At 67.9% G+C, this 21,170-nt stretch carries 15 protein-coding genes and 3 pseudogenes; 9 read left to right on the plus strand and 9 right to left on the minus strand.

Annotation, left to right across the window (positions count from 1 at the left end; genetic code table 11):
• A partial coding sequence (locus AOK09_RS16610; protein WP_055587991.1) for an ATP-binding cassette domain-containing protein occupies window positions 1-1,605 on the minus strand: 1,605 nt, incomplete at its 3' end.
• Window positions 1,606-2,205: 600 nt separating this feature from the next.
• Here AOK09_RS16610 and AOK09_RS43860 point away from each other — a divergent pair.
• Window positions 2,206-2,675 (plus strand): annotated as a pseudogene (locus tag AOK09_RS43860) (transposase); the annotation flags it as partial.
• A complete protein-coding gene (locus AOK09_RS16620; RefSeq protein ID WP_157875918.1) occupies window positions 2,654-3,169 on the plus strand; it encodes a hypothetical protein in 516 nt (171 codons plus the stop codon). The pseudogene AOK09_RS43860 and the gene AOK09_RS16620, both read left to right, overlap by 22 nt.
• Window positions 3,170-3,295: 126 nt before the next feature.
• On the opposite strand, the pseudogene AOK09_RS16625 reads toward AOK09_RS16620, so the two are convergent.
• A pseudogene (locus tag AOK09_RS16625) lies at window positions 3,296-4,604 on the minus strand (hypothetical protein).
• Window positions 4,605-5,077: 473 nt separating this feature from the next.
• Between AOK09_RS16625 and AOK09_RS16630 the strand changes: the two are divergent.
• Both AOK09_RS16630 and AOK09_RS40165 read left to right on the plus strand, forming a co-directional pair.
• Window positions 5,078-5,707, plus strand: a pseudogene (locus AOK09_RS16630) (transposase); the annotation flags it as partial.
• A gap of 272 nt (window positions 5,708-5,979) precedes the next feature.
• Entirely contained in the window at window positions 5,980-6,840 is an 861-nt protein-coding gene (locus AOK09_RS40165) for a hypothetical protein (protein WP_157875919.1), read from the plus strand.
• 261 nt (window positions 6,841-7,101) lie between these two features.
• Here the strand turns inward: AOK09_RS40165 and AOK09_RS40170 are convergent, their stop codons facing one another.
• From AOK09_RS40170 to AOK09_RS16665, 7 genes are all read right to left on the minus strand, one after another.
• A complete protein-coding gene (locus tag AOK09_RS40170; RefSeq protein WP_157875920.1) occupies window positions 7,102-7,548 on the minus strand; it encodes a hypothetical protein in 447 nt (148 codons plus the stop codon).
• 200 nt (window positions 7,549-7,748) lie between these two features.
• Window positions 7,749-8,840: a hypothetical protein gene (locus AOK09_RS41115; RefSeq protein ID WP_063795976.1), complete on the minus strand. Its 1,092-nt coding sequence runs from the start codon at window positions 8,838-8,840 to the stop codon at window positions 7,749-7,751.
• 40 nt (window positions 8,841-8,880) lie between these two features.
• Entirely contained in the window at window positions 8,881-10,848 is a 1,968-nt protein-coding gene (locus AOK09_RS16645) for an nSTAND3 domain-containing NTPase (protein WP_055587995.1), read from the minus strand.
• Window positions 10,845-11,576, minus strand: coding sequence for a TIR domain-containing protein (locus tag AOK09_RS16650; protein WP_055587996.1), 732 nt, complete (start codon window positions 11,574-11,576; stop codon window positions 10,845-10,847). Before AOK09_RS16650 ends, AOK09_RS16645 begins: the two co-directional genes overlap by 4 nt.
• A gap of 15 nt (window positions 11,577-11,591) precedes the next feature.
• Window positions 11,592-12,917 carry a helix-turn-helix domain-containing protein gene (locus AOK09_RS16655; protein WP_055587997.1) on the minus strand — a complete coding sequence of 442 codons (1,326 nt, stop codon included), beginning with the start codon at window positions 12,915-12,917 and terminating at the stop codon, window positions 11,592-11,594.
• A 607-nt stretch (window positions 12,918-13,524) separates the two neighbouring features.
• Window positions 13,525-15,084, minus strand: a complete 1,560-nt coding sequence (locus AOK09_RS16660; protein ID WP_079063125.1) for a DEAD/DEAH box helicase — start codon at window positions 15,082-15,084, stop codon at window positions 13,525-13,527.
• 369 nt (window positions 15,085-15,453) lie between these two features.
• Complete coding sequence (locus tag AOK09_RS16665; protein ID WP_030918248.1) at window positions 15,454-15,657, minus strand: cold-shock protein; 204 nt, start codon at window positions 15,655-15,657, stop codon at window positions 15,454-15,456.
• A 523-nt stretch (window positions 15,658-16,180) separates the two neighbouring features.
• Between AOK09_RS16665 and AOK09_RS16670 the strand changes: the two genes are divergently transcribed.
• From AOK09_RS16670 to AOK09_RS16690, 5 genes are all read left to right on the plus strand, one after another.
• Window positions 16,181-16,408 (plus strand): hypothetical protein, encoded by a 228-nt coding sequence (locus AOK09_RS16670; protein ID WP_055587998.1) that lies wholly within the window; start codon window positions 16,181-16,183, stop codon window positions 16,406-16,408.
• Window positions 16,409-16,862: 454 nt separating this feature from the next.
• Window positions 16,863-17,084 (plus strand): translation initiation factor IF-1, encoded by a 222-nt coding sequence (infA, locus tag AOK09_RS16675; RefSeq protein WP_055587999.1) that lies wholly within the window; start codon window positions 16,863-16,865, stop codon window positions 17,082-17,084.
• 884 nt (window positions 17,085-17,968) lie between these two features.
• On the plus strand, window positions 17,969-18,433 hold the full coding sequence (locus tag AOK09_RS16680) for a very short patch repair endonuclease (protein ID WP_055588007.1): 465 nt from the start codon (window positions 17,969-17,971) through the stop codon (window positions 18,431-18,433).
• A 195-nt stretch (window positions 18,434-18,628) separates the two neighbouring features.
• Complete coding sequence (locus AOK09_RS16685; protein ID WP_055588000.1) at window positions 18,629-20,158, plus strand: ATP-binding protein; 1,530 nt, start codon at window positions 18,629-18,631, stop codon at window positions 20,156-20,158.
• A gap of 25 nt (window positions 20,159-20,183) precedes the next feature.
• A complete protein-coding gene (locus tag AOK09_RS16690) occupies window positions 20,184-21,146 on the plus strand; it encodes a PD-(D/E)XK motif protein (protein WP_245687322.1) in 963 nt (320 codons plus the stop codon).
• Window positions 21,147-21,170 lie beyond the last annotated feature (24 nt).

A 21,170-nucleotide genomic window follows, 5' to 3' on the forward strand; every position in this document is an offset into this window, starting at 1 on the left:
CAGGGCGACGCGCTGCCACTCGCCTCCCGACAGGTCGGTGCCGCCCCAGAAGGCCCGCGCCATCATGGTCTGCAGGCCCTGCTTCAGTTTCCCGATGACCGCGTCGGCGCCGGCCGCTTGGGCTGCTGCCAGGACGGCGTCGGTCCCGCCGTCATGGGGCTGGCCGAGGGTGATATTGCCCTCCAGGGTCAGCGGGAACCGCGCGTACTGCTGGGGGACGTAGGAGACCTGCTGCCACAGCTCTTGCGGATCCAGATCCCGGACGTCGACACCGTCCCAGGTGACGCGGCCTCCGTCGGCGAGCAGCAGCCCGGACAGCAGCTTGGACAACGTGGTCTTGCCGGAGCCGTTCATGCCCACCAGACCGACGATCTCCCCGCGCCGCACCTCGAAGTCGACACCGGTCAGCGCCGGCCGGTCGGCCTCCGGATAGGTGAAGCAGGCGCCCTCGGCGCGGAAGACCGTCGTGTCGACCGGGACGGCGTGACCCCGGGCGAGGCGGTAGCCGCCGACCTCGTCGAGGAAGGACCGCCAGTCCGCCAGGTACGCCCCGGTGCGGTAGAGCCGGGACGCGGCCACGACCATCCCCCACAGCGCGGTGCTCACGCTCTGCAGGGCGATCACGGCCGCCCCCGCACGGGCCACCGACATCCGGTGGTCGACCAGCAACAGGACCAGACCCGCCCACAACAGCAGCGTGGTCACCCCGGAGACCGCCGAGCCGACAGCGGCGACCCTCGCCGACCGCCAGGCCGCCGCCCGCTCACTCGCCCGGACCCGTCCGACGTGGTGCAGGTAGCGGTCCATCAGGTGCCTGGCCATCGTGCCCGCACGGATCTGGTCCGCCGGGTAGCGGTCGGTCAGGTACCAGCGCAGGGCGCCCATCATCCGCCGGTCGGCGGTGGTGGCCTGGTAGGACGTGTACTCGATGTGCAGACCGCGGACCAGCGAGATCCACCGCGGCACGATGCCCAGCGCCAGCAGCGGCAGCAGCAGCGGGTGCAGGACCGTGACCACCAGCGACGCCGCGACCAGCGATGCGGCCGACGCCATCAGGTCCTGCGTCCCCACCACCAGATCCGACGCCTCGACGGCGCCGCGCTCGGCCGCATCCATCCGGTCGCCGAAGCCCGGGTGCTCGAACGCCACCAGCTCGGCCGAGTACGTGGCCTCCAGCAGCATGCTCTCCGCCTCGGCCGACAACTGCGGCGCCACTCGCCGCGACAGCGCCGCTACACTCACCCCCAGCAGCGCCCGCACCGTCCCCGACCCACCCAGCACCAGCAGCGCGGGCAGGGCCTGGTGCAGACGGGAGGTGATGGTGCCCGAGCCGATCAGCACACCGATCGCCCGGGTGGTGGCCAGCAGCCCCGCCGCCTGCAGGGCACCGGTCGCCGCCTGGCACACCAGCAGCGCGATCACCGCTCGGCGGTCGACCCGCCAGGCGAGAGTGAACGCGTCGCGCATCAGGCCGGGGAGCCGCCCGGAGATCGCGGCCACCGAGGCGCCGCGCATGGCCTTCTCCGCGCTGTCCCAGCCCAGCGTGAGCCCGTAGTCCTCCTCCTGCTCCTCCGCTTCGGTGCTTTCGGTCCTCACCTCGGTCACGTGTTCCTCCAGCGGTTCAAGGCGCGTGTGGCGGCAGTGAGCCCGGGGCAGCCCTGTGCAGCAGGCGCGGCCGGCCTAGTGCCGCGTGCGGCCGGCGCGGACGATGGTGCTTGTCAGCCTTGCGCTGAGCCTTCCGGCCACTCGGCTCGAGTCAGCGGCATGGCCGGGTAGCAGGCCGAGCTCAGAAAGACCGCGCGCTGGTGAGGGGCAGGTATCGATGTCGGCCCCCTTAAGGGAGTCGGCCGTTGCCGCGGTCGTTGGGAAACACATCTGCGGAATCGTGTCCTCGAGGGCAGGACGTGCTTGTTCGACGGAGACCAGTCGGTGGTCGTGTGTCCGTCCGCAGTGATCGGTTGTCTGTCAGCGCAGGCCCTGTCGGGCAACATGGATCTCCCAAGGGCTCGAACGAGTGGTCCGCGTTGTCGGGATCCGTGCAGCGATCGTGGCAGTACCGGGACCGGGACGACGGGCGTGTCCCGGTGAATGCCATCAGTTCCGGGAGCACTCCTGGCGCGCTGTCGGATCGCAAGCGCCCAGCAGTGCGCCCTTGCGCTGAGGCCGCTTTAACGGATCCTGAGTACTTGTCACAACAGGAGGCTGCGGAGCCTGGCCGCGGGCGCGACGAAGGCGATGCAGGAGATCTGCAACGCCGAGGATCGAACGCGTGCCCAGCGGACGATCGAGCATTCGCCCGGACCTATGGCGCCAAGTGGCGCAAGGTGGTTGCGAAGCTCACCGCGGAGAGCGAGGAGTTGCTGGGTTCTACGACTTCCGCGGAGCACTGAATCCACTCGTGGACTACAAATTCCATGGGGTCGAGCTTCTCCACGGTGAAACTCCGCACCAGGGTGACCAGGGGCGCCGGCAGCCCCGCCGCGGCGCTCCCGATGTTGTTCAAGCTGGTCGAGTCCGCCCGGGACCGCTGGCGCTCGATCACCGGCTCACACCTGGTGCCTCCGGTCCGCGGGGGTGCCAGGTCCGGGATTGCATCCTCGTCGAACATGCTGAGGCTATGTGAGGGCTGCGGGGTTGGAGGGAGAGGCGAATCGTGGCAATTTGTTTCGGGCTAGTGGTGATCTTCGGCGACGACATCGAGGCGGCACGGGCCGCCGCCCGCATCGACCCGAAGCCATGGGTGCTTCGTGCTGGTGCCCACCGCATCCCTCTCCATCGACCGATGCTGGCCAAGGTGGGCGGATACACCGAGCTGTCGATCCTGCCCGTGGCAGTCAGCTGGCATTGCGGCCTGGACGGTAGCCTCCCCAGATTCCAGCTCACCGCAGCCGAGTTGACCGAGCTGGGACACCAGTTCTACGAACTGCTGGCGCAGTTCCGTGGCTACGTAGCCGCCAAGGTCGGCTGGGATCCGGAATCACTCGTGAACCCCGCTGAGCTCAGAGACGAGTGGTCGGCTGAACTGAACGACGGCAGCCTCCACGGGCTCGTGCTCTGCGACACGCTGCATGCGGAACTTGGCCTGAGCTCCGACTACGAAGTGTTCCAACCCGGCTACCGGTGGATACCGTACCGCGGGGAGGAGCCGAGCGGTCTCACGGCCGACTGACGAAACAGGCATCCCTGGCCGAGTGCGACCGGGTCGGCGACAGTGAAGCCGACCTCTCCGGGACAACCCGGCGAGATGGCCGCCGTTGGGCGACGGACTGCCACCAGGTGAGTGCGCGGCTTGTGCCTACGCGGGCAGTGCAGGGAACACAGTTACCGAGCCGTCCTTGTGGCGGGCAATCTCAATCGCCACGTCTGTCGTGCGGTTGTTGGCCGTGACGCCGTCGCCCAGCTTGTGTATCCGGTGTGCCGCGCTCATGAGGCGGTCAACTTCGCCGGTCGTGAAGACAGGTCGCAAACCGTTCGGGCGTGCGATCTCCAGTGCTGACAGGCGTAGCAGGACACGTGCGATGTTCGACTCCATTTCGTCGAGGCGCTGCTGATCCCGCTTGAGTGCGCGGGTGAAGCTCTCGAACGGATTGCCGGGGTCGCTCTGGGCGTGCTCGACGGCCTGGAGGGTGACCACCCGCCGCATCAACGCAATAGCCAGGGAGGCGAGTTCGACGTGGGTGCGGAAGGCGCCTCCGTGGTCGTCGACGCCGGGGAACGACTTGGTCAGCGTGCCGAGTTCGACGGCCTCGCCGTCTGGCAGCCTGGTGAGCGCACTCCGCCATCGGGCCAGGCGAAGGTCGGCTTTGCCCAACGCCGTATCGATGGTGTTGCACCGCTGAGTCGAGTCCCAGCGAGACACCGAGCTTGCCCTGGTCGAGCAGGATGGCCGTGGCCTTGTCGATGGCGGCACGGCAGCCGTTGAGTGCGCTCTGCTCGTCGTCCAGTTTGTCCTGCTGAAGTTGCTCCAGCAGTTCTGTGATGTGTTCGATGGCCTGCTGGCGCTTGTGGTCGGCGTGCGCGCTGAGCCCTACCGCAACGGCCATGAGCACGAGCGGAGCAGCCACGGTGAGCGCCGTCCCGCCGGCGGCTGCGATGCCGGCGGTCGCACCGGCCCCACCGACTGCGCCTGCAGCTGCTGCTCCTCCGACCGGCACGAACGTCGCTTGGGCGACGATGTTCGTTGAGTTCATGAGTGCACCGTGAATGCCATCGGCCGCCGCCTTCGATGCCATCGGGCGAACGATGCCCTGCCCGAACTGGGCGGCGACCTTCGCCGGCACCACCATGCGATACAGATTCTCGCCGGAAGTAGTCGCCCTGGCCGCCGTAAGGGAAGTTCGCGTCGATTGCGTGATGAACTGTGACAGGTGCTGCGCCAGGGGACTGGCGGCATCGAGCGGGATGCCATGGCCGCGATCGATCTTGTCGGGGAGCGGATGTACCTCAAGAGTGACGATCGGCTTGTCGGCCATGACGGCCAGTACTCCGCGCAATTCAGCCAGCCGCTCAGCCGTCATCGACTCGCCCGCGGTCAAGCCTGTCACTCGGACGTCAGCGGTCGCCAACGTCCACACCGGCACGGTCGTCTTGCGGTCCTCAGTCATCGTCCCCCCTTGTTTGACAGCAGCCTACGTCTGCCGTCGAACGCGAACGGTGCGTGGTCGTCGTTCGCGGAGCACAGCACGCTGGCATCGCTCACCGCACACGGGCGGGCTCCTGCGCACGCCCTTGGCCGAAGGGATCCATCGCCGCGACTGCGCCCCACCAGTCCAGCTGGTTCCGGTGCCGCGTGCAATCGACTCCCCTGTCGGTCCGCGCTGTCTGGGGCCTCGTATCCGAGAAGGTCTCCGTCCAGCAGAGGCTGGACGAGCGCTCGGACGCGCCAGGCCACGTCCGTCATCTTTGTCGCACCGGGAGGGAACACCAGTTGATGAGACAGGGTTGCGCCCTTGGAGGTGGTGTACGGGTTCCACCTGATCCGGGGGTTTTCTCCTGGGGATGGTCGTGGTGCCCGAATGTGAGACGGCCATCGGCTGATCCTTCGGATTGTCGAGATCACGAAGGGGAGATCAGCACGATGACCGCACCCGACAGTGTGCCGTTCGCCGCGCTGCTGGAGGAGAACCTCGCCTCGGCGAGTCCCGACCTGCTGAGGGCGATGGTCAAGTCGTTTGCGCAGGCGATGATGTCCGCCGAGGTGGACGAGCTGTGCGGAGCCGAGTACGGCCAGGTCAGCGAGGAGCGGGTCAACTCCCGCAACGGCTAATGCCCCCGGGAGTGGGACACCCGGGCGGGCACGGTCAAGCTGGCCATCCCCAAGCTGCAGACCGGTTCCTACTTCCCGGCCTGGCTGCTGGAGCGGCGCCGCCGGGCCGAGCAGGCCCTGATCAGCGTGGTCGCCACCGCCTATCTGCTGGGCGTGAGCACTCGCCGGGTGGAGAAGCTGGCCGCTTCGCTGGGGGTGACCCAGCTGTCCAAGTCGCAGGTCTCGGCGATGGCCAAGCACCTGGACGAGCAGGTGGTCGCCTTCCGCGACCGGCCCCTGGACCAGGGGCCGTACGCGTTCGTCTGGCTCGATGCGCTCACCCAGAAGGTCCGCGAGGGAGGGAGGATCGTCAACGTCCACGCTCTGGTCGCGGTCGGCGTCAACGCCGATGGCCACCGCGAGATCCTCGGCATCGACGTCGCCTCATCCGAGGACGGCGCGATGGTCGCGGTGATGAAGCCCATCAGGTCCTGCCGGACGGAGACCAGGAGGCGGGGCAGGCGAGCCGTGGGTAGCTCGATCACTGCGTCCGGGGGTGTGGTCATCGGGTCGTCTGCCGGTCGGAAGCGGCCGCGCAGAAACAGGGTTCATCCGGTCACGGCTCACTCGCCGGCCGGAACGAAAACCTGGTGAATGCGCACGCCGTCAACTGATGCACTGGTGAGCATGCCCGAACCTGTCCCGCCGCAGCCGACGCTGCTTCGCCCGTTCCGTTGGGACCTGGCACGCCCAGACCACCTCGGACGCTCCTCGACGACGTTCCAGCACCTGACCTGTGGTATCTCGAGGAACTGACGGCCTGCTCCGCCAGAATCCTTGCCCGCTGCGAAAATGCCAACCTGCGATTTGTCGGCCGCTCCGCCGACAGCGTCTTCGATCTGCTCACCGGTGCGCTCCAGGACACCTCATGGCAGGACCGCCTCGGCCGCCTCCCGCTGTCCCTCTCCGTGGATCCGCACGACCTGGCCCCACACCAGCTGCACCGGCTCCGGGAACACCTGGCGGCGGCTGGACTGACTCCCTACGCGTTGGCCCGCCGCCGGCGCCCGCTCGCACTCGTCGACCTCGTGTGGCAGGGCCGCACCTTCACTGCCCTGAACACTGTGCTCCGCGCCTGGACGCACGAGCAGCGGGAACCATGGCCGGTGATCCGTCACAAGCTCCGGTACATAGGCGTCACCTGGCGGCACAAGTCCAGCCCAAACACCGACCGCTGGCAGCAAAACCACCCGTGGACGTGTGACCTGCCCGCCCGCAACATCGTCAACGCCTCCCTCGACGGCGCCGTCTGGCACCTCCTCGGCGACGCGCAGCCGAAGACCGCACGCAGCTTCCCCGCAACACGCTGGCATGACGAGACGGCGGCCACTCCCCGGCGCAGCGCCTCCGTCCACGCGGCGCTTACCGAGGCACGAGCACTCCTCGAAGCCGGACGCAGCGCCACCGTCCGTAACCAGATGGTGCGTACCATGGCGACCGAACCCGCCTTCGCCCACGCCTGGCTCCGCTCCCGGACCGGGGAGCTGCGCCGCCCGCGCGGCGGGACCAGAAGGTCCCGAGGCGGGCATGCCTGAACGATCACGCAAGTCCGTGACGCGATAGGCCGGCCGAGGGTAGCCCTCGGGTCTTGGCAGGCCGCAATGGACGGACGTGACTGCCGACAAGCCAGCCCTGGCCGCGGAGCCGGTCGGGACGCGTGGGTGGATGAGATCGTCGAGCGGCTGTCGGACCGCGCCGACGCCTCCGGGTCGGCACTGCGCGGCGAGGGCAGGCGTTCATCGAGGTGCTACACGCTGGCGGCTTCTCCAGTGGTTTCCGAGCCTGGGAGCGGAAGCTCAACGGCCGCTCGTGCGTGGTGAGGCACCTCGCGGGGGAGTGGGCACGTGGAAGGTGGATCCGGAGATGTTTCCGCTTTGGATCACAATGCCATTCTGTATTCCTCCGCTGATGGTGTTGTGAATTCCCCCGCTGGGCTGCGAATCGATCGATCGGAGCAGGCTGGTGAGTTCTGTGGTAACCGAGGGGTCGCTCAGCATCAGACGGTGCAGCCGGGCTCGCCACATGGTTTCGATCGCCGTGGCTGTCAGATCGTCGTTTGTATCACGGATGGAGAGGAGTGCCGTTCTGCTGGTCTCCAGTTCCTGGAGCGTGGCGTCGACCGTGTGGCCGCGAGCGAAGAGTCGGCCCACCGTTCCCTTCACCTGGGTCCAGGAGTCAGAGATCATGAGCCCGACGAGTGTCGCTGCTCCTGCGCTGGCCAGTTCAGCCAGTTCGGTTCCCATGGTTCGGCCTCCAGAACATGTGGGTCACGGTTCCAGGGTCTGCTCCCAGAGTGCCCGGGGCCTGCCCTGACCGTGGTTGGAAGATCGTGGGTTTTGCGTAGTGCGAGGGCGGAACGTACGGCTGTGGACTGCGGGGCGCTGTGCCCGGCCCACGGCCGAGGTGGCAGGTCGAGAGTGTTGATCAATGGGCAGGGCATGGGCTAGGCGTGGGGTTCCTCGTCGGCGCTGCCCGCGTGACTGGGAAAATCGTCGAGGTCCGGGACGCAGGGGGCGTCGAATCGCCGAGTCAGTTCCTCGGCAATATCCGACCTGCCGTTCCTGGTGATGACCTCGGCAATCTGTCTGGTGAGCAAGGAACGTTGCGGATCGTCCTTGGGCAGCCCCATCGTCAGGAGAAAGGCGTCGAAGCAGTCCGCCGCGGAGCGCTCGTCGCTCTGCTGGGGCTCGGTGGATCGGTGGCCGTTGCCGCTGAGGCCGGTTGCCCAGAGTGGCTGCGGGTACGCCGGCTGGGGCACGAGGTGGCGGAACTGCTCAGGCACCTCCTCGTTCTGGGCAGCGGAGGACAGTTGGGCGAGCAGGCCGATGTCCTTGACCGTTTTCTCCACGTGATCGTCATTCTTGGACAGCCACCAGACGACGGCGCTTCCGGTGTCCTTGAGGACATCGTCGCCCAGGTATTCGCGGCGGTCCTGCTCATACTTCCGCTCGTGCTCCCAGACCGCCTTGTCCTTGCGTACCGCGGCGAGCTTGTCCAGCCGTTCCTGGTCGTGATCGGACAGGACAAGGGTCACGGTCTCGGCCATGGCCTGAAGGAAGCCGGTCGAGTCCGGCCGCATCCGGCCCAGGACGCCATTCAGCTCGTGCTGGACGAGTGAGGCACGTACGGGCGGGCGCTGTTCGGTGATCTCCCGGGCGCGTGCCAGCACCGCCTCGACCGCCAATCCGGCGGGGTTGATGACCGGCTCGTCCACCGAGGAACCGGTAGGGCACCAGCGCACCGTCGCGGAGAACAGGAAGTCGTAGTCGGGCCAGGCACTTGGCAGCGCAACCTGGGTCAGGCGTTGCTCGCGGCGTTCAACCGGGGCAACGGGAAGGTGCGGGAGCATCTCGTCGGGTACGGGATTGGTCCTGCGACGCCCGGCCACGAGAGTCAGGAGGCAGACGAGCAGGAGTAGGAGGGTCAGCGGCATCCAGATCCAGACGGCCCAGTGCATGACCAGAGCCAGCAGGGCGAGGGCGAGTTCGCCGATGAGGGTGAGAAAGACCGTAGCCGTACTGCGAGCAGCACTCATGGACCCGTCTCCTTGGATTCTTCGTCGCGGCGGTTCGTCGTCACACGGGTTTCGGGGCGGCCTGGGCGGCACCGATCTTTTGCAGGACGCAGTCGGTGACCACCGCCCGGGACGCTCGCAGCTCACCGGGGTGGTGCGCCCAGTCCCGGGCAGTGACGTACAGGTGGCTGTGGAGCACCGGGTTCTGGCCGCAGGCGGTGATGAGGGTGTCGAGAAGAAGGGCACGGTGCCCTTCGTCGTCGCGGGCTGCACACAGCCAGTCCTGCACAGGGAGGTGGCGCTCCGTGCCCTGCCGGAGATGGTGGTCGAAGACATGCCGCCAGCCATCGGCCAGGCGGCTGGGCATGCCGGGCTCGGTGAGGAGCGAGTGGTCGCCGGGACCGTGGTCGGTGAGATGGGCAGGCCGGGCAAGCGTCCGGAACAGTTCCGCATCAACGGCCGGCCACCGGTAGCCGGCCGGGCTCTGAGCGAGCCGGTCGAGCATACGGCGATACAGACGACGGTCGCCCAGCACGAGGTCGATCAGGCGCTCTCCGGCCCTGGACTGAGGTTGTCTCCGGGCCAGGTGGTGGAGACGAACCATGGCCTCGTCCGGGTACCGCACCGCCAGGACGCTGCCGCATATCTCGACCAGGATCTGGACGAGTCCGCCCGGTAGGTTGCTAGTCCGCGACCAGTCGTAGGTCTGCTGCCTGAAGTACCTGCCGTGTTCCTGATGCTGCAGCCCCCGCTCAAGGATCAGGGCGGCTGGACGAAGGCGGCCCGGCGCCAGGTTCTCGGTCCACCGGGTCACGAGGGCCACCAGCATGGCCAAGTATCTGTGACTGCGCAGGCACTGGTCGGCGAACCGCAGGGCCAGCGCATCACGATCCTCCGGTAGGAGGTCCGACAACTCGACGGCGGCGGCCACCCACGTGCTCAGAGGGCGGCGGAGCTGGGGCATGTGGTCCCAGAAGTGCATGCGGACGGCCGCGTCGTACCCGAGCGAATCGAAGTGCACCTTTCCGTGCGGGTCCGCAACGGCGCGGACCTCTGCGAGCCGTTCCGCCAGGTCGGTGTGCTCCAGGGCCGGGGTCTCGTCCTGCGGGTAGCGGGTCGTGTGCAGCAGCAGCGCCGCACCGCGGTGCACCGCGTCGGCCAGCGCACCGTGCATCATCGCAGCGGTGATCAGCAGTGCGCGCTGAGGCCCGTTCCGCAACTCCGTGACCAGATCCGCCACCTCGCGCCGGCGGTCCGTCACCGCCGCCCGGGCCTGGTCGCACCACTCCGCGAAACTGCCCTCACCGCCGGCCGCGTCACGGGCGCGGACGATGAAGTCGGCAAGCCTCGCCACCTCACGCATCGGCCGGCCCGCGGCCAGGAGATCGGATACGACAGGCATCGGCGTACCGGCGGTCTCCTCCACTGGGATACCGGCCTGCCGAAGATAGCGCTGCAGGACATACGGCCGGTGCGGAGCGGAGATGTCGGCCTTGTACGGATTGAGATCTGTCCTGATCTGCTGCACCGGGTCGTGCGGGAGCACCACCACCAAGTGTGCACCGCGGTCCTTCACGGTCTTGCAGAAGGAGGGGAGCTCATCGTGGACGGCGTGCCACAGGTGTTCGTCGACGGCCGACAGGTCGAGGAGCAGGCGGGCACGGTCGCCCACAGCCTCGGGGTCGAGTCGGGGCGCGCCGGTGGGTTCGTCGCTTCGGGTGTCGACTTCCTGGAAGGTGGCTTCAGTGTGGCGTTGCATCCCGCGGAGGAGCATGAGCGCCGCTGCGCTCCGGCCGCTGCCCGGCTCTCCGTCCAGGAGGACGATGCCCTCCCTCTTGAGCGTCTCGAGCGCGTTACTGAAGCCTTGAGGGGGTACGAACCGCTGATGGAGCCAGCGGATCTGCTCGTCGGCGACCGCACGGGGGTTGCGTCCCTGTCGGTCCCTGAGTACGAAGTTGATCTGGGGGCCGCTGCCCGCATGCACGGGGCCCCGTGCATCATGGAGGTGGGTGGTGATCGGATCGCTCACCGACCGCCGTCCTCGGGCCTGCGCGGCTCACCGAAGCGGTGGCCGATGCCGCCGTGGTTGTCACCCGCGACAAAGGTCGCTCCATCACCGGAGAAGTGCGGGGACTGATGGTAGAGGTTCCCCCGGCCCGTGTGTACGGGTCCCTGGCTGCCTTTGATGACCGTACCGACGTCACCAGTGATGTCGCGGCTCTGAACCGCCGTACCGTGCACCTCACCCATCGTGTTGTGCACTGCACCCGCGGCCTCGTCCCCGGCGGCGGAGCGCTCGGCCTCCAGCAGCGACGGCACAAGCTCGACCAGCGCGTCACCGATGCGGATGAGGTCTGACTCTGCTTGGTGCAAGTCCAGCCTGGTGGACTGGATTTCAGCGATTTCGGCCAATTCGGCAGGCAGGTCGGCGGCTCGAAGTCGTTCCGTGGTCCGGCCTTCCAGCACCGGAAGGACCGGTATCCCACAGCTGAACGCCTCAACGATCTCCCGACGGACCCAGTCTCCCTCCTCGTGCAGGGACGGCCACCGAGCCCACTCGGGACCGATGACCGCGAGCAGAACCGCACTGCGCCGCACGCCGCTCAACAGAGCCTCGGGGTAGCGCCTCCCGGGCTTGATGGAAGCGGAGGCGCGGAAGGCCGTGTCCTTGCCGAAACGGTGAGACAGCTCTCTCTCGATCAGGACCGCGCTCTTGTCTCCGTCCCCGGTCCGGTAGTTGACGAACACATCCGCCATCGTGGGTCCCTCTCTTCAGGAGGTGCTGGGATACAGGGAGGTGCTGAGTTCCGGCAGCAGGGCCCGTACAGCGGGACTCCGTGGGTGGCGGGCCAGAACACGCTCGAGACGACGCAGGTCAGAGGTGATGGTCGCGGAGCCGACGGTGAGTGCGCCGTCCAAGAGCTGGTGCGCCAGAGCACAGGCCTGGTCGATGTCGCCGGCCGCTGCATGGGAGAGCGCGCTGCGCACGCCGTAGCGCACCCGAGTGCGCAGCGCTCCGGCCGGCACCAGGGTCAGCTGCCGGTCCAGAGCCTCTGCCGCTTCACGAGGCCGCCCCAGGTCGTACAGGCACCAACCGCTGATCATCGCGGCGGGGTCGGCGAGGTTGGTCGTGCCGATGACGGGGGTCTCGGAGTCCGCCTCACTCTGCGCCAACAACGTGCGAGCTCGTTCCATCCGGCGCATGCAGGCGTCGTAGTCTCCGGCGATCGCATGTCCTTGTGCCTCCCGTTGTGCGGCGAGACCGCGGATCCGCCGCGGTAGCTTGCTGGCCTGCGCCTGCTGGGCGAGCCCGATGACCTGTTCGGCGTCCTCCCGGTACAGCGCGACCAACGCCCGACGCACCAGCGCGTAGGCGGCCAGATCCCGGTCACCGCCGACCGAGGCCATGTGTACGGCTTGTTGCGTCCACCACAGGGCCGCGCCTTCATTCCCGGTCTCCTGCAGGAGCCAGCCGATGTACTCGGCGTACCGGGAGCCCAGTCGCAGAAGCCCCTGACAGGTACGGGTGTCAGCCTGAGCGGACAGCTCCCGCAAGGTATGTGTCTGGGCGATGAGCACGGGTATCAGCGATGCGGGACCGACCCTCTGACCGAGTGTCCGATACTGGTCGAACACCGATCTGAACACTTCGAGCGACTGCGCACCTTCTTCTCCGGACATGGGCTTCGGCGCGCCGAACCTCATGCTCAGCACGGACGCAGCACCCGCAGTCACCACCTGCCGCCGCCCAACGGGCCGGAACCAGCTGCCACCGTCCGCTGATAACTGCATCAACCACGCCTCCTCTCCGCCGTTGCCCGAATCCGCCCGCTCAGTCGTGGGATCTGACTCCGGGGGGTGTTTCACTGCCGACTTGGTCACGAGTTCTTCGGCAAGGCAGGTCAGCGCACCCCCTGCCGCAAGCACGGCATCGCACAGGCGCACCAGCTCACGGCTGGGCGCCTTGGCGCCCCGTTCCACCTTGCTGAGTTGACCTTTGCTGTAATGAACCTGTCCTGCGAGTTGGGTCAGGGTCAGGCCGGATTCAATCCGCCGTCGGCGGAGTTCCCATCCGAACTGATGCGGCTGCTGGACCACACGCACCTCCGTTGCCTTCAGGTCCGAGCAACCAAGCTGCTGCACACAAGGTTGCAGTCGCCAAGAGCGCCCGGACAAGGCAGATGCCGGTGTTTCCCGTTTCCAGTTCCGCAGACAACCCGAGGCAGCCGGACTTGTCCATACAGTCCTCGGACGAGCTCTGGCGACAAACCTTCGGGGAGATCAGGGCATGGATGTGTGTGGAAGATCGCTCAACTCTGCGATGACGGCCTGGTTGGGGCCGTTGCATCCACCGTCTGAATCTTCAGCCGCGGCGAGGGGCTCCTCACCGCGGCTCGCTGGCCTCTCACGGACTCGCTGTCATCGTGCTGGATCGGGCGCGACCGGAGGTGGATGAGATCTGCTTACACCTGATCGAAACGGATGCTGGGGGTCAACGGGCCGCAGGTTCACATTCCGTCGCCCCGATGTGCTCGGCGACGTCGACGCGCCAGGGGTGGTGGCCGCACGTCTGTGGGCCTCGGGTGCCTGATGTGGGCGGTCGTGCGCTGACGCGGAAGCCGTCCCGGGTCGGGCCCAGGACGGCTGCCTCACTGCGCGGGCCCGGTGCACCGCGAACCGGGCCCGGCAGTGCTGCTCGGCAGTGCTACGCGGCGAGGGTGGCGCGCCTGGGCGGCCGGCGGCGGCCGGAGGAGCCCTGGTTGCCCCGGGCGGAGGCGGCCCGGATGTCACCGGCGGAGTGGGCGGGGCGGTCGCGGCGACCGCGACCCGGGGAGGTGCTGCGGCGCGGCCGCTCGACCACGGGGTCGGCGATCGTGGTGGGGATGCCGGTGGGCACGCGGGCCCCCGTGATGCGGGCCAGGTTCTCGTCGCCGGCGCTGACCCTGGTGGTGACGGGGGTGATGGCGGCCGTCGCCATGATGCGGGCCATCTCGCGACGCTGGTTGGGCAGCACCAGCGTCACGACGGTGCCGGACTCGCCGGCCCGGGCGGTGCGGCCGCCCCGGTGGAGGTAGTCCTTGTGGTCGTTCGGCGGGTCCAGGTTGACGACCAGGTCGAGCCCGTCGATGTGGATGCCCCGGGCGGCGACGTTGGTCGCGATCAGGGCCGTGACCTGGCCGGTGCGGAACTGCTCCAGGGTGCGGGTGCGCTGCGGCTGGGACTTGCCGCCGTGCAGGGCTGCGGCCTTCACCCCGTTCGCCAGCAGATCCCTCACGAGACGGTCCGCGGCGTGCTTGGTGTCGATGAACATGATCACTCCGCCGTCACGGGACGCGATGTGGGCGATCGTGGCGCTCTTGTCCAAGTTCTGCACATGCAGCACGTGGTGCTCCATGGTGCTGACCGCTCCCGCGGACGGGTCCACCGAGTGCGTGACCGGGTCCTTGAGGAAGCGCCGCACCAGGCGGTCGACGTTGCGGTCCAGGGTGGCGGAGAACAGCATCGTCTGGCAGCCCTCGGCGACCTGGTCGAGGATCTCGGTCACCTGCGGCAGGAAGCCCATGTCGGCCATCTGGTCGGCCTCGTCGAGCACCGTGATGCCGACCCCGTCCAGTCGGCAGTCGCCGCGCTGGATCAGGTCCTTGAGCCGGCCGGGGGTGGCCACCACGACCTCCGCCCCGCGGTTGAGCGCCTGTGCCTGGCGTCCGATCGACATCCCACCCACCACGGTCGCCATCCGCAGGCGCACCGCGTGGGCATAGGGGGTGAGGGACTCGGTGACCTGCTGGGCGAGTTCGCGGGTGGGGACCAGCACCAGGGCCATCGGGCGGCGCGGCTCGGCCTTGCGTCCGGCAGTGCGGGCCAGCACGGCGAGGCCGAACGCGATGGTCTTGCCGGAGCCGGTCCGGCCTCGTCCGAGGACGTCGCGTCCGGCCAGCGAGTTCGGCAGCGTCGCGGCCTGGATCGGGAACGGCGCGGTGACGCCCTGGCGGGTCAGCACCGACAGCAGGGCCTTCGGCATGTCGAGTTCGTCGAAGGACTCGACGGCCGGCAGCGCCGCGGTGGTGCTCACCGGCACCGCGAACTCGCCCTGGACGGAGGCAGTCTGGCGGGTGCTCCGACCGGAGGAACGCCGGCCTGCGGCGGGCCGGTCGCCGTAGAAGGAGCTACCGGAGGAGCTACGGGAGGAGCTGCCGGAGGAGCGGGAACCCGCGAAGGAGCGGGAGTTGGCGCTCTGGTGGGAGGAGCGACTGGAGCGGTTCATAGGAAACCTTCCTCAGGACGGCACGTCACGAGGAGGCTCCGTGGCGCGAGGCGCCGGCAGAGACCGCAAGGGAACGGGCCAAAGATGTGACAGGCGGAGCGTGGACGGTAGAACCGTCGGACACGTCACTCACGGTCGGTGCTCACCGCGGAGGGCGGGAGCGAAGAACCTCGAACCGGGAGATGCCACGGCAGGGAGTCGACCCGGACACGTCGCTGTGCGTATCGGGTGGGCATGGCCGCGAGGGCGGAGCCAGAGGGCCTGAACGGCCGGGGGGCTGCGCCACCGGAGGCGATGCCGAGGGGCCCGCACCAGGCGTGTACGCGGTGCGGGCCCCTCGCTGCTTGGCGGGTGCCGTGGCAGAAAAAATTAGAGCGGACGAATGTTCTCGGCCTGCGGGCCCTTCTGGCCCTGCGTGACGTCGAACTCGACCTTCTGGCCCTCGAGCAGCTCACGGAAGCCGTTGGCGTTGATGTTCGAGTAGTGGGCGAAGACGTCCGGGCCGCCACCCTCCTGCTCGATGAAGCCGAAGCCCTTTTCCGCGTTGAACCACTTCACAGTGCCATTAGCCATAAAAAATCTCCTTCAAGGGACTGTCCGAAGCACGCACAGCGCGGGCTCCGAGTCACCGCGATGAGCACCCACCCGGGAAGAGCCGGGAAACAAAAATGCGCCTGCGATACATCAGCAGGCGCACACAAAGTTCATGGGAACCACTACTGCAACTACGACCACTCTAACAGGTCGCGGGCCGCTGTGGGGGATTATTTCGCTTCGGTTCCGCGGGAGTCGTGTCTCCGGGGCGGTCGCGCCCGAGGTCAGGACCGTCGACGCGTCCGGAGAGCGGGCCGGTCGAGCAGGTCCGCCGTACCCGGCCGGCGTCGACGGCTCCCGCAGGAGGGCGACTCCTGGGAGTGCGGGGCATCCGCCTTCACGGCGGCGGCCCCCGCGAAGGCTGTGCACCGTGCCCGTGCCCGTGCCACGGGCACGGGCACGGGGAGCGTACTGGGCGGCGTACGCGGCATTCCGGTCCAATCCGAACTCGTATGCGTCGGGCAGGCCCGGTGCCCGCACTGTCGGGCGCATACTGGAGGTAATGACGAAGTTTGAAGCAGTCCGCCGCCCCCTGCCCACCAGTCCCTTCAAGCCCCGGGTGGAGGCACCGCGCAAGCACTTCGCCGTCGGCGACCGGGTCAGCCATGACAGGTACGGCCTCGGCCGGGCCATCGGTGTCGAGGGTGGCGGTGACATCGCGGTACTCGTCGACTTCGGATCACGGCAGGAACGCATCACCGCGCCGTACGCCGAGATGTTCAGACTCTGACCCCGGCCGCTCCCTGCTCCTCGGCCGACGGTGCCGCACGGCTCGCGGGCATACCGCGTCGCGCGGGACAGTGGAACGTCGTGTCGGTGTGTGCCGTCCAGGGGGAGACCTCATCATCTGCGGCGAAGTCGAGGCTGCCGCCGGAGGGCAGACGATGCCGGTCGAGGTGGCCACCGCCCTGTTCGAGGGCATCCGTGCCCCGCGTGCGGGCAGCATTCCGGGGCTTGTCCGCCGCTGCCGCTCCGCCGCTGCCGCTCCGCCGTGCCGCAGAGAGCAGCCGTACCAAGCTCGAAGCAGACTCGGTGACCGGCCGATCCAGCGACAGGGCGCCAACTCGCCGTAGTCCACGGGCTGATCGCGCACGACCGTTGCAAGTCGGCGCCGCGCTCGATCATGACATGCATTCGTTTTCCTACCGACCCCACCGTCACCTGACGGAGAAGTGAGAGAGAGCATGACGAAGACAGCAGGGGCCGTTGAAGTGGAGGGCACCGTCGTCGAGTGCCTGCGCAACGCCTCCTTCAGGGTGGAGCTCCAGAACGGGCACATGGTGCTCGCCCACATCAGCGGGAAGATCCGCAAGAACTACATCAAGATCCTCCCGCATGACCGGGTGGTCGTGGAGCTGAGCCCGTACGACCTCACCCGCGGCCGGATCCGCTACCGGTACAGGTGAGCAGAAGGCGGTCCGTACGGTGCCCGGTCGAGGAGTCCCGGATCGCCAATGGCTGCGAAGCCGCAGCCGTTGAGGAAGCGAAGACACTTTTCGCCCGGGGCGAGGTCGATCAGGCCGCGGGCAGCCGGCTGTATGCCCACGAGCGCCTGGGTTCCCTGAGTGCCCGCGCCGTAGCGCCAGGCCCGTACCAGCGGGACTGTCGGCGGACACGACGGTCACGCGCCAGCCGAAGGCGCTCTGGAGCCACACCCTTTTGCATCGAAGCAAGACCGTGGGCGGCAGTGAGGAAGCTCACCGCCGCCCACGGGTCTCTCACGGACTGGCTGTCCTGCGGTCCCGAAGAAAAGCCACTCAGGGCGAACTGCATGATCCGATACTTGAACGAATCGGATGGGGGAGCGGCCAGGCGCACTCATTCTCGACCGCTGGGGGTCAAGGGGCACAGTTCGAATCCTGTCGTCCCAACAAGCTGAGAGGCCCGTCGGTTTGGACGAGAGTCCAGACCGGCGGGCCTCTTCGCGTTGCCGGGTGCAGTTCAGCGGACGGCCCGCAGAAGTCGTTGTCCGGCTGGCTCCGGGACCACCAGGGGCCTGGTCTGCCGCCTCCAGGTGCCTTCTGCCGCCACCTGGATCGTCGAGGGCCTGACCGTCCACGTCCGTTGGGTTGGTTCCGGCCCACGTCGCCGGAAGAGGCGCTGCACCATCGTCTCGTCCACCACCTCCTGGCCAGCGCAGGGGTTTCCGAAGCTCGGACGAGGGTGGACGCCACACGTCACGAGGCCACGTGCACCGCGCGGAGACCTGCAGCTCAAGGCATTTCTGAGACGCTTGCCCAACGACGCCGGAAACTCGCACGGGGACCGCGGGGAGGAGGACAATGTGTCCATGTCCCTTGTGCCGTCCTCACCGGCAGTCTCCGCCCGGATGAGCCGCCAGACGTCCCGTGGCACGACCCAGGAAATGGCCGTCCGCAGGCTTCTCCATGCGCGTGGTCTGCGGTACCGCGTTCATGTGCCGGTTCCGGGGCTCCCGCGACGGACCTCGGACATTGCGTTCAGCGGGTCGAAAGTCGTGGTGTTCCTGGACGGGTGCTTCTGGCACGGCTGCCCCGAGCATGCAACGCAGCCGAAGTCGAACGCAGAGTGGTGGCGCGCGAAGCTGGAGCGGAACGTCACTCGGGACCGGGAGACATCCGAGCACCTGGCCGCCGCAGGCTGGGCCGTACTGCGCTTCTGGGAGCACGAGGCGCCGGAGGAAGTGGCGTCGCGCGTCAGCGATGCTGTGCAGAGGCGGCGCGCGGTTGGGCAGTCCCGATCGGGCGGACACCAGTCTTCGCGGGACAACTCCTGACGGGCTTCAGGGTGGTTTCCCAATAGGTCGACTCAACGACGTTGTAGCCTTCCCGGGCGGCCCGGCCCACGGTGCGCATCGCAGGCCGGCCGCTGTCTCGACCTTTGTCGGCACCACTCACTATGGTCGCCGTCGACAGGATGACCGCCGAGTCGCAGGTGCCGGCCTGGGCTCGTCCGATGCTCTAGGCAGGCCATGACCGACTGGCACTTCGACGTTCCGACCACGGGTAGCAAGATCCTCCCGCCGGACGCTCGTTCCTGGGAGGCGCTGAGCAGCCAGGGATACGACTTCGAGGTGGCCGTCGCCGACCTTGTGGACAACTCGGTCGACGCAGGCGCCAAGGACGTCGTGATCCACTTCCTGCGGGACGGTGACCAACTCGTCAGCCTCCTGGTGGTCGATGACGGTTGGGGAATGGACGAGGCGGGGCTCGATGTCGCCATGACGGTCGGTGGCCGCCGCGACTACGGGACAAGGGCCCTGGGCATGTTCGGCACCGGTCTGAAGTCCGCCTCCCTGTCGCAGGCCGACAGCGTGACGGTGATCAGCCGGACTCGGCGTTCTCGTCCCGCCGGGCGTCGATGGGTCATGGAACGCGCCAGGAGCGATCACCGCTGTGACATCGTGGATGCCGATTACGCCCAGGGCCTGCTCGACCGGTACTACGACCGGCCGATCACCTGGCAGGGCACGGTCGTGCGCTGGGACGGCGTCAAGGACTTCCCCAAGCACGGCGGCGGGGGCCAGACGGACCGCTACCTCAACCGCATCATCGCCAAGCTGGGCCTGCACCTGGGGCTCCACCTGCACCGCTTCCTGGCCCGCGAGGACTTCAACATCACCATCGCGGTCGAGGACGTGCGCACGGGCACGGTCTACCTCGACTACGGTGTGCAACCGGTGGATCCCTTCGGGTATCCGATCAGTGGAGATCCCACCTACCCCCGCCGCTTCACCGCTCCCGTCGCCGGCCTCGGGGATGTCACGCTTCACGCGCACATCTGGACGCCGCGTTCGAACCTGGACGAGTACAAGGCCGTTGGATCGGTCATGGACCGTCAGGGCTTCTACTTCTACCGGAACGACCGCCTTGTCCAGGCCGGCGGCTGGAACAAGTTCCGCCAGGCCGAGCAGCACCTCTCGCTCGCCCGAGTCGCCGTGGACCTGCCCTTCGAAGGGGGCGATGTGTTCCGGTTGACGGTGAAGAAGTCCGGCGTGGAAACCTCCCCGGAGTTCGCTGTGGCCCTGGAGCACGCCCGCGGTGTGAACGGCATGCCCTTCACCGACTATCTGACCGCCGCGCAGAGCGCCTATCGGGAGGCGCGTCGACGCAGCGGTCCCACCCGGGAAGCCGTAATCCCGCCCGGCAAGGGCATCCCGCCGGAGGTGCGACAGGTGATCAAGGAGGAGTTGCCCGTCCAGGAGTACGAGGATCCGATCGAGATACGCTGGCAGAAGTTGGATGGTGGCGCCTTCTTCGATCTCGATCGGGAGAACCATGTCATCCTGCTCAACTCCACCTATCGGACCGCCGTCCTGGGCGGTCGCAGAGGTGGGATCAACGATGCGCCGATGATCAAGTCCCTGTTGTACCTGATGTTGAATCAAGTGTTTCAGAAGGCACACAGTGGGCCGCGGGAGAAGGACAATCTTCAGTTGTGGCAGTCGATCCTGGTCGCTGCCGCGCGTTCCGAGCTGGACCGGCTGGCCGACAATGACTGACCCGTCCGCGTCGTTCCGTCCCGACATGGCTTGGACCGACATCGAGTACTACCTCGATCGGGGACTGGCCACCACCGTGCGTATGAACGGCCTCGCCAGGCCTCGGGTCGACTATGTCGTCACACCGCACGACGTCGCGCTCCAGGTTGAACTCGGTCCGCATCAGAAACCCCCACGCTCCGGCCTCCCGATGATCTTGATCGATCAGGTCGCGGTCGAGGGTCGTCGCATGGCTCGTATCCGCACCTCCGAGCCGCTGCTGCTGCGGGACTTTCACGACCTGCTGTGCGCGGTCGCCGATCGCATCGTCCACCATCACAACGGCTTGGACGAGGCCTTTGCCGAGACGGTTCGGGCCTGGACTGCTCTGATGAACCGTCCACGCCACCTGGAGGCGGAGAGGCGTCTCGGCCTCACGGGCGAACTGACGGTTCTGCACGCCCTTGGCTTGGATCCCCGTGTCGGCTGGCGCGAGGCGGTGGCCGCCTGGGTCGGTGGTGAGGCCGAGGAGCACGACTTCGCGCTCGCGGAGTACGACGTCGAGGTGAAGGCGACCGCCTCCGAGCAACGACGTCATGTCGTTCACGGAGCCGGGCAGCTGACTCCGAAGCCGAAGCGTGCTCTCTGGCTGGTTTCGCTCCAGCTGACTCGCGGCGGCGCGTCCGGCCGCACACTTGGCGAATGCGTGGCGGCTGTCCGCGAGCAGGTGCGCGCGCATGCCCCGGGGCAACTCAAGGTCCTCGACACCCACCTGGCCGGCTACGGTTGGGATCCGAGCGCGGCGGACGACGAGCGATGGTCTCTGCGCTCCGCCCCTCTCGTCCTGCCGGTCGACGCCCGACTCCCGAAGATCGACGAAGGTTTGCTCGGCACCCTGTCCCCGGAGCTGCGCGCTCGGGTCAGCGATGTGCGTTACCGCGTTGACCTGACAGGCCTCGTGCCCGCAGCACATCCGCCCCGACCGCTGACCACGCTTCGCCTTCCCTGACCCTTTCCATTCAGGCCCCGACGA

This window comes from Peterkaempfera griseoplana, from assembly GCF_001418575.1.
GTDB lineage: Bacteria > Actinomycetota > Actinomycetes > Streptomycetales > Streptomycetaceae > Peterkaempfera > Peterkaempfera griseoplana.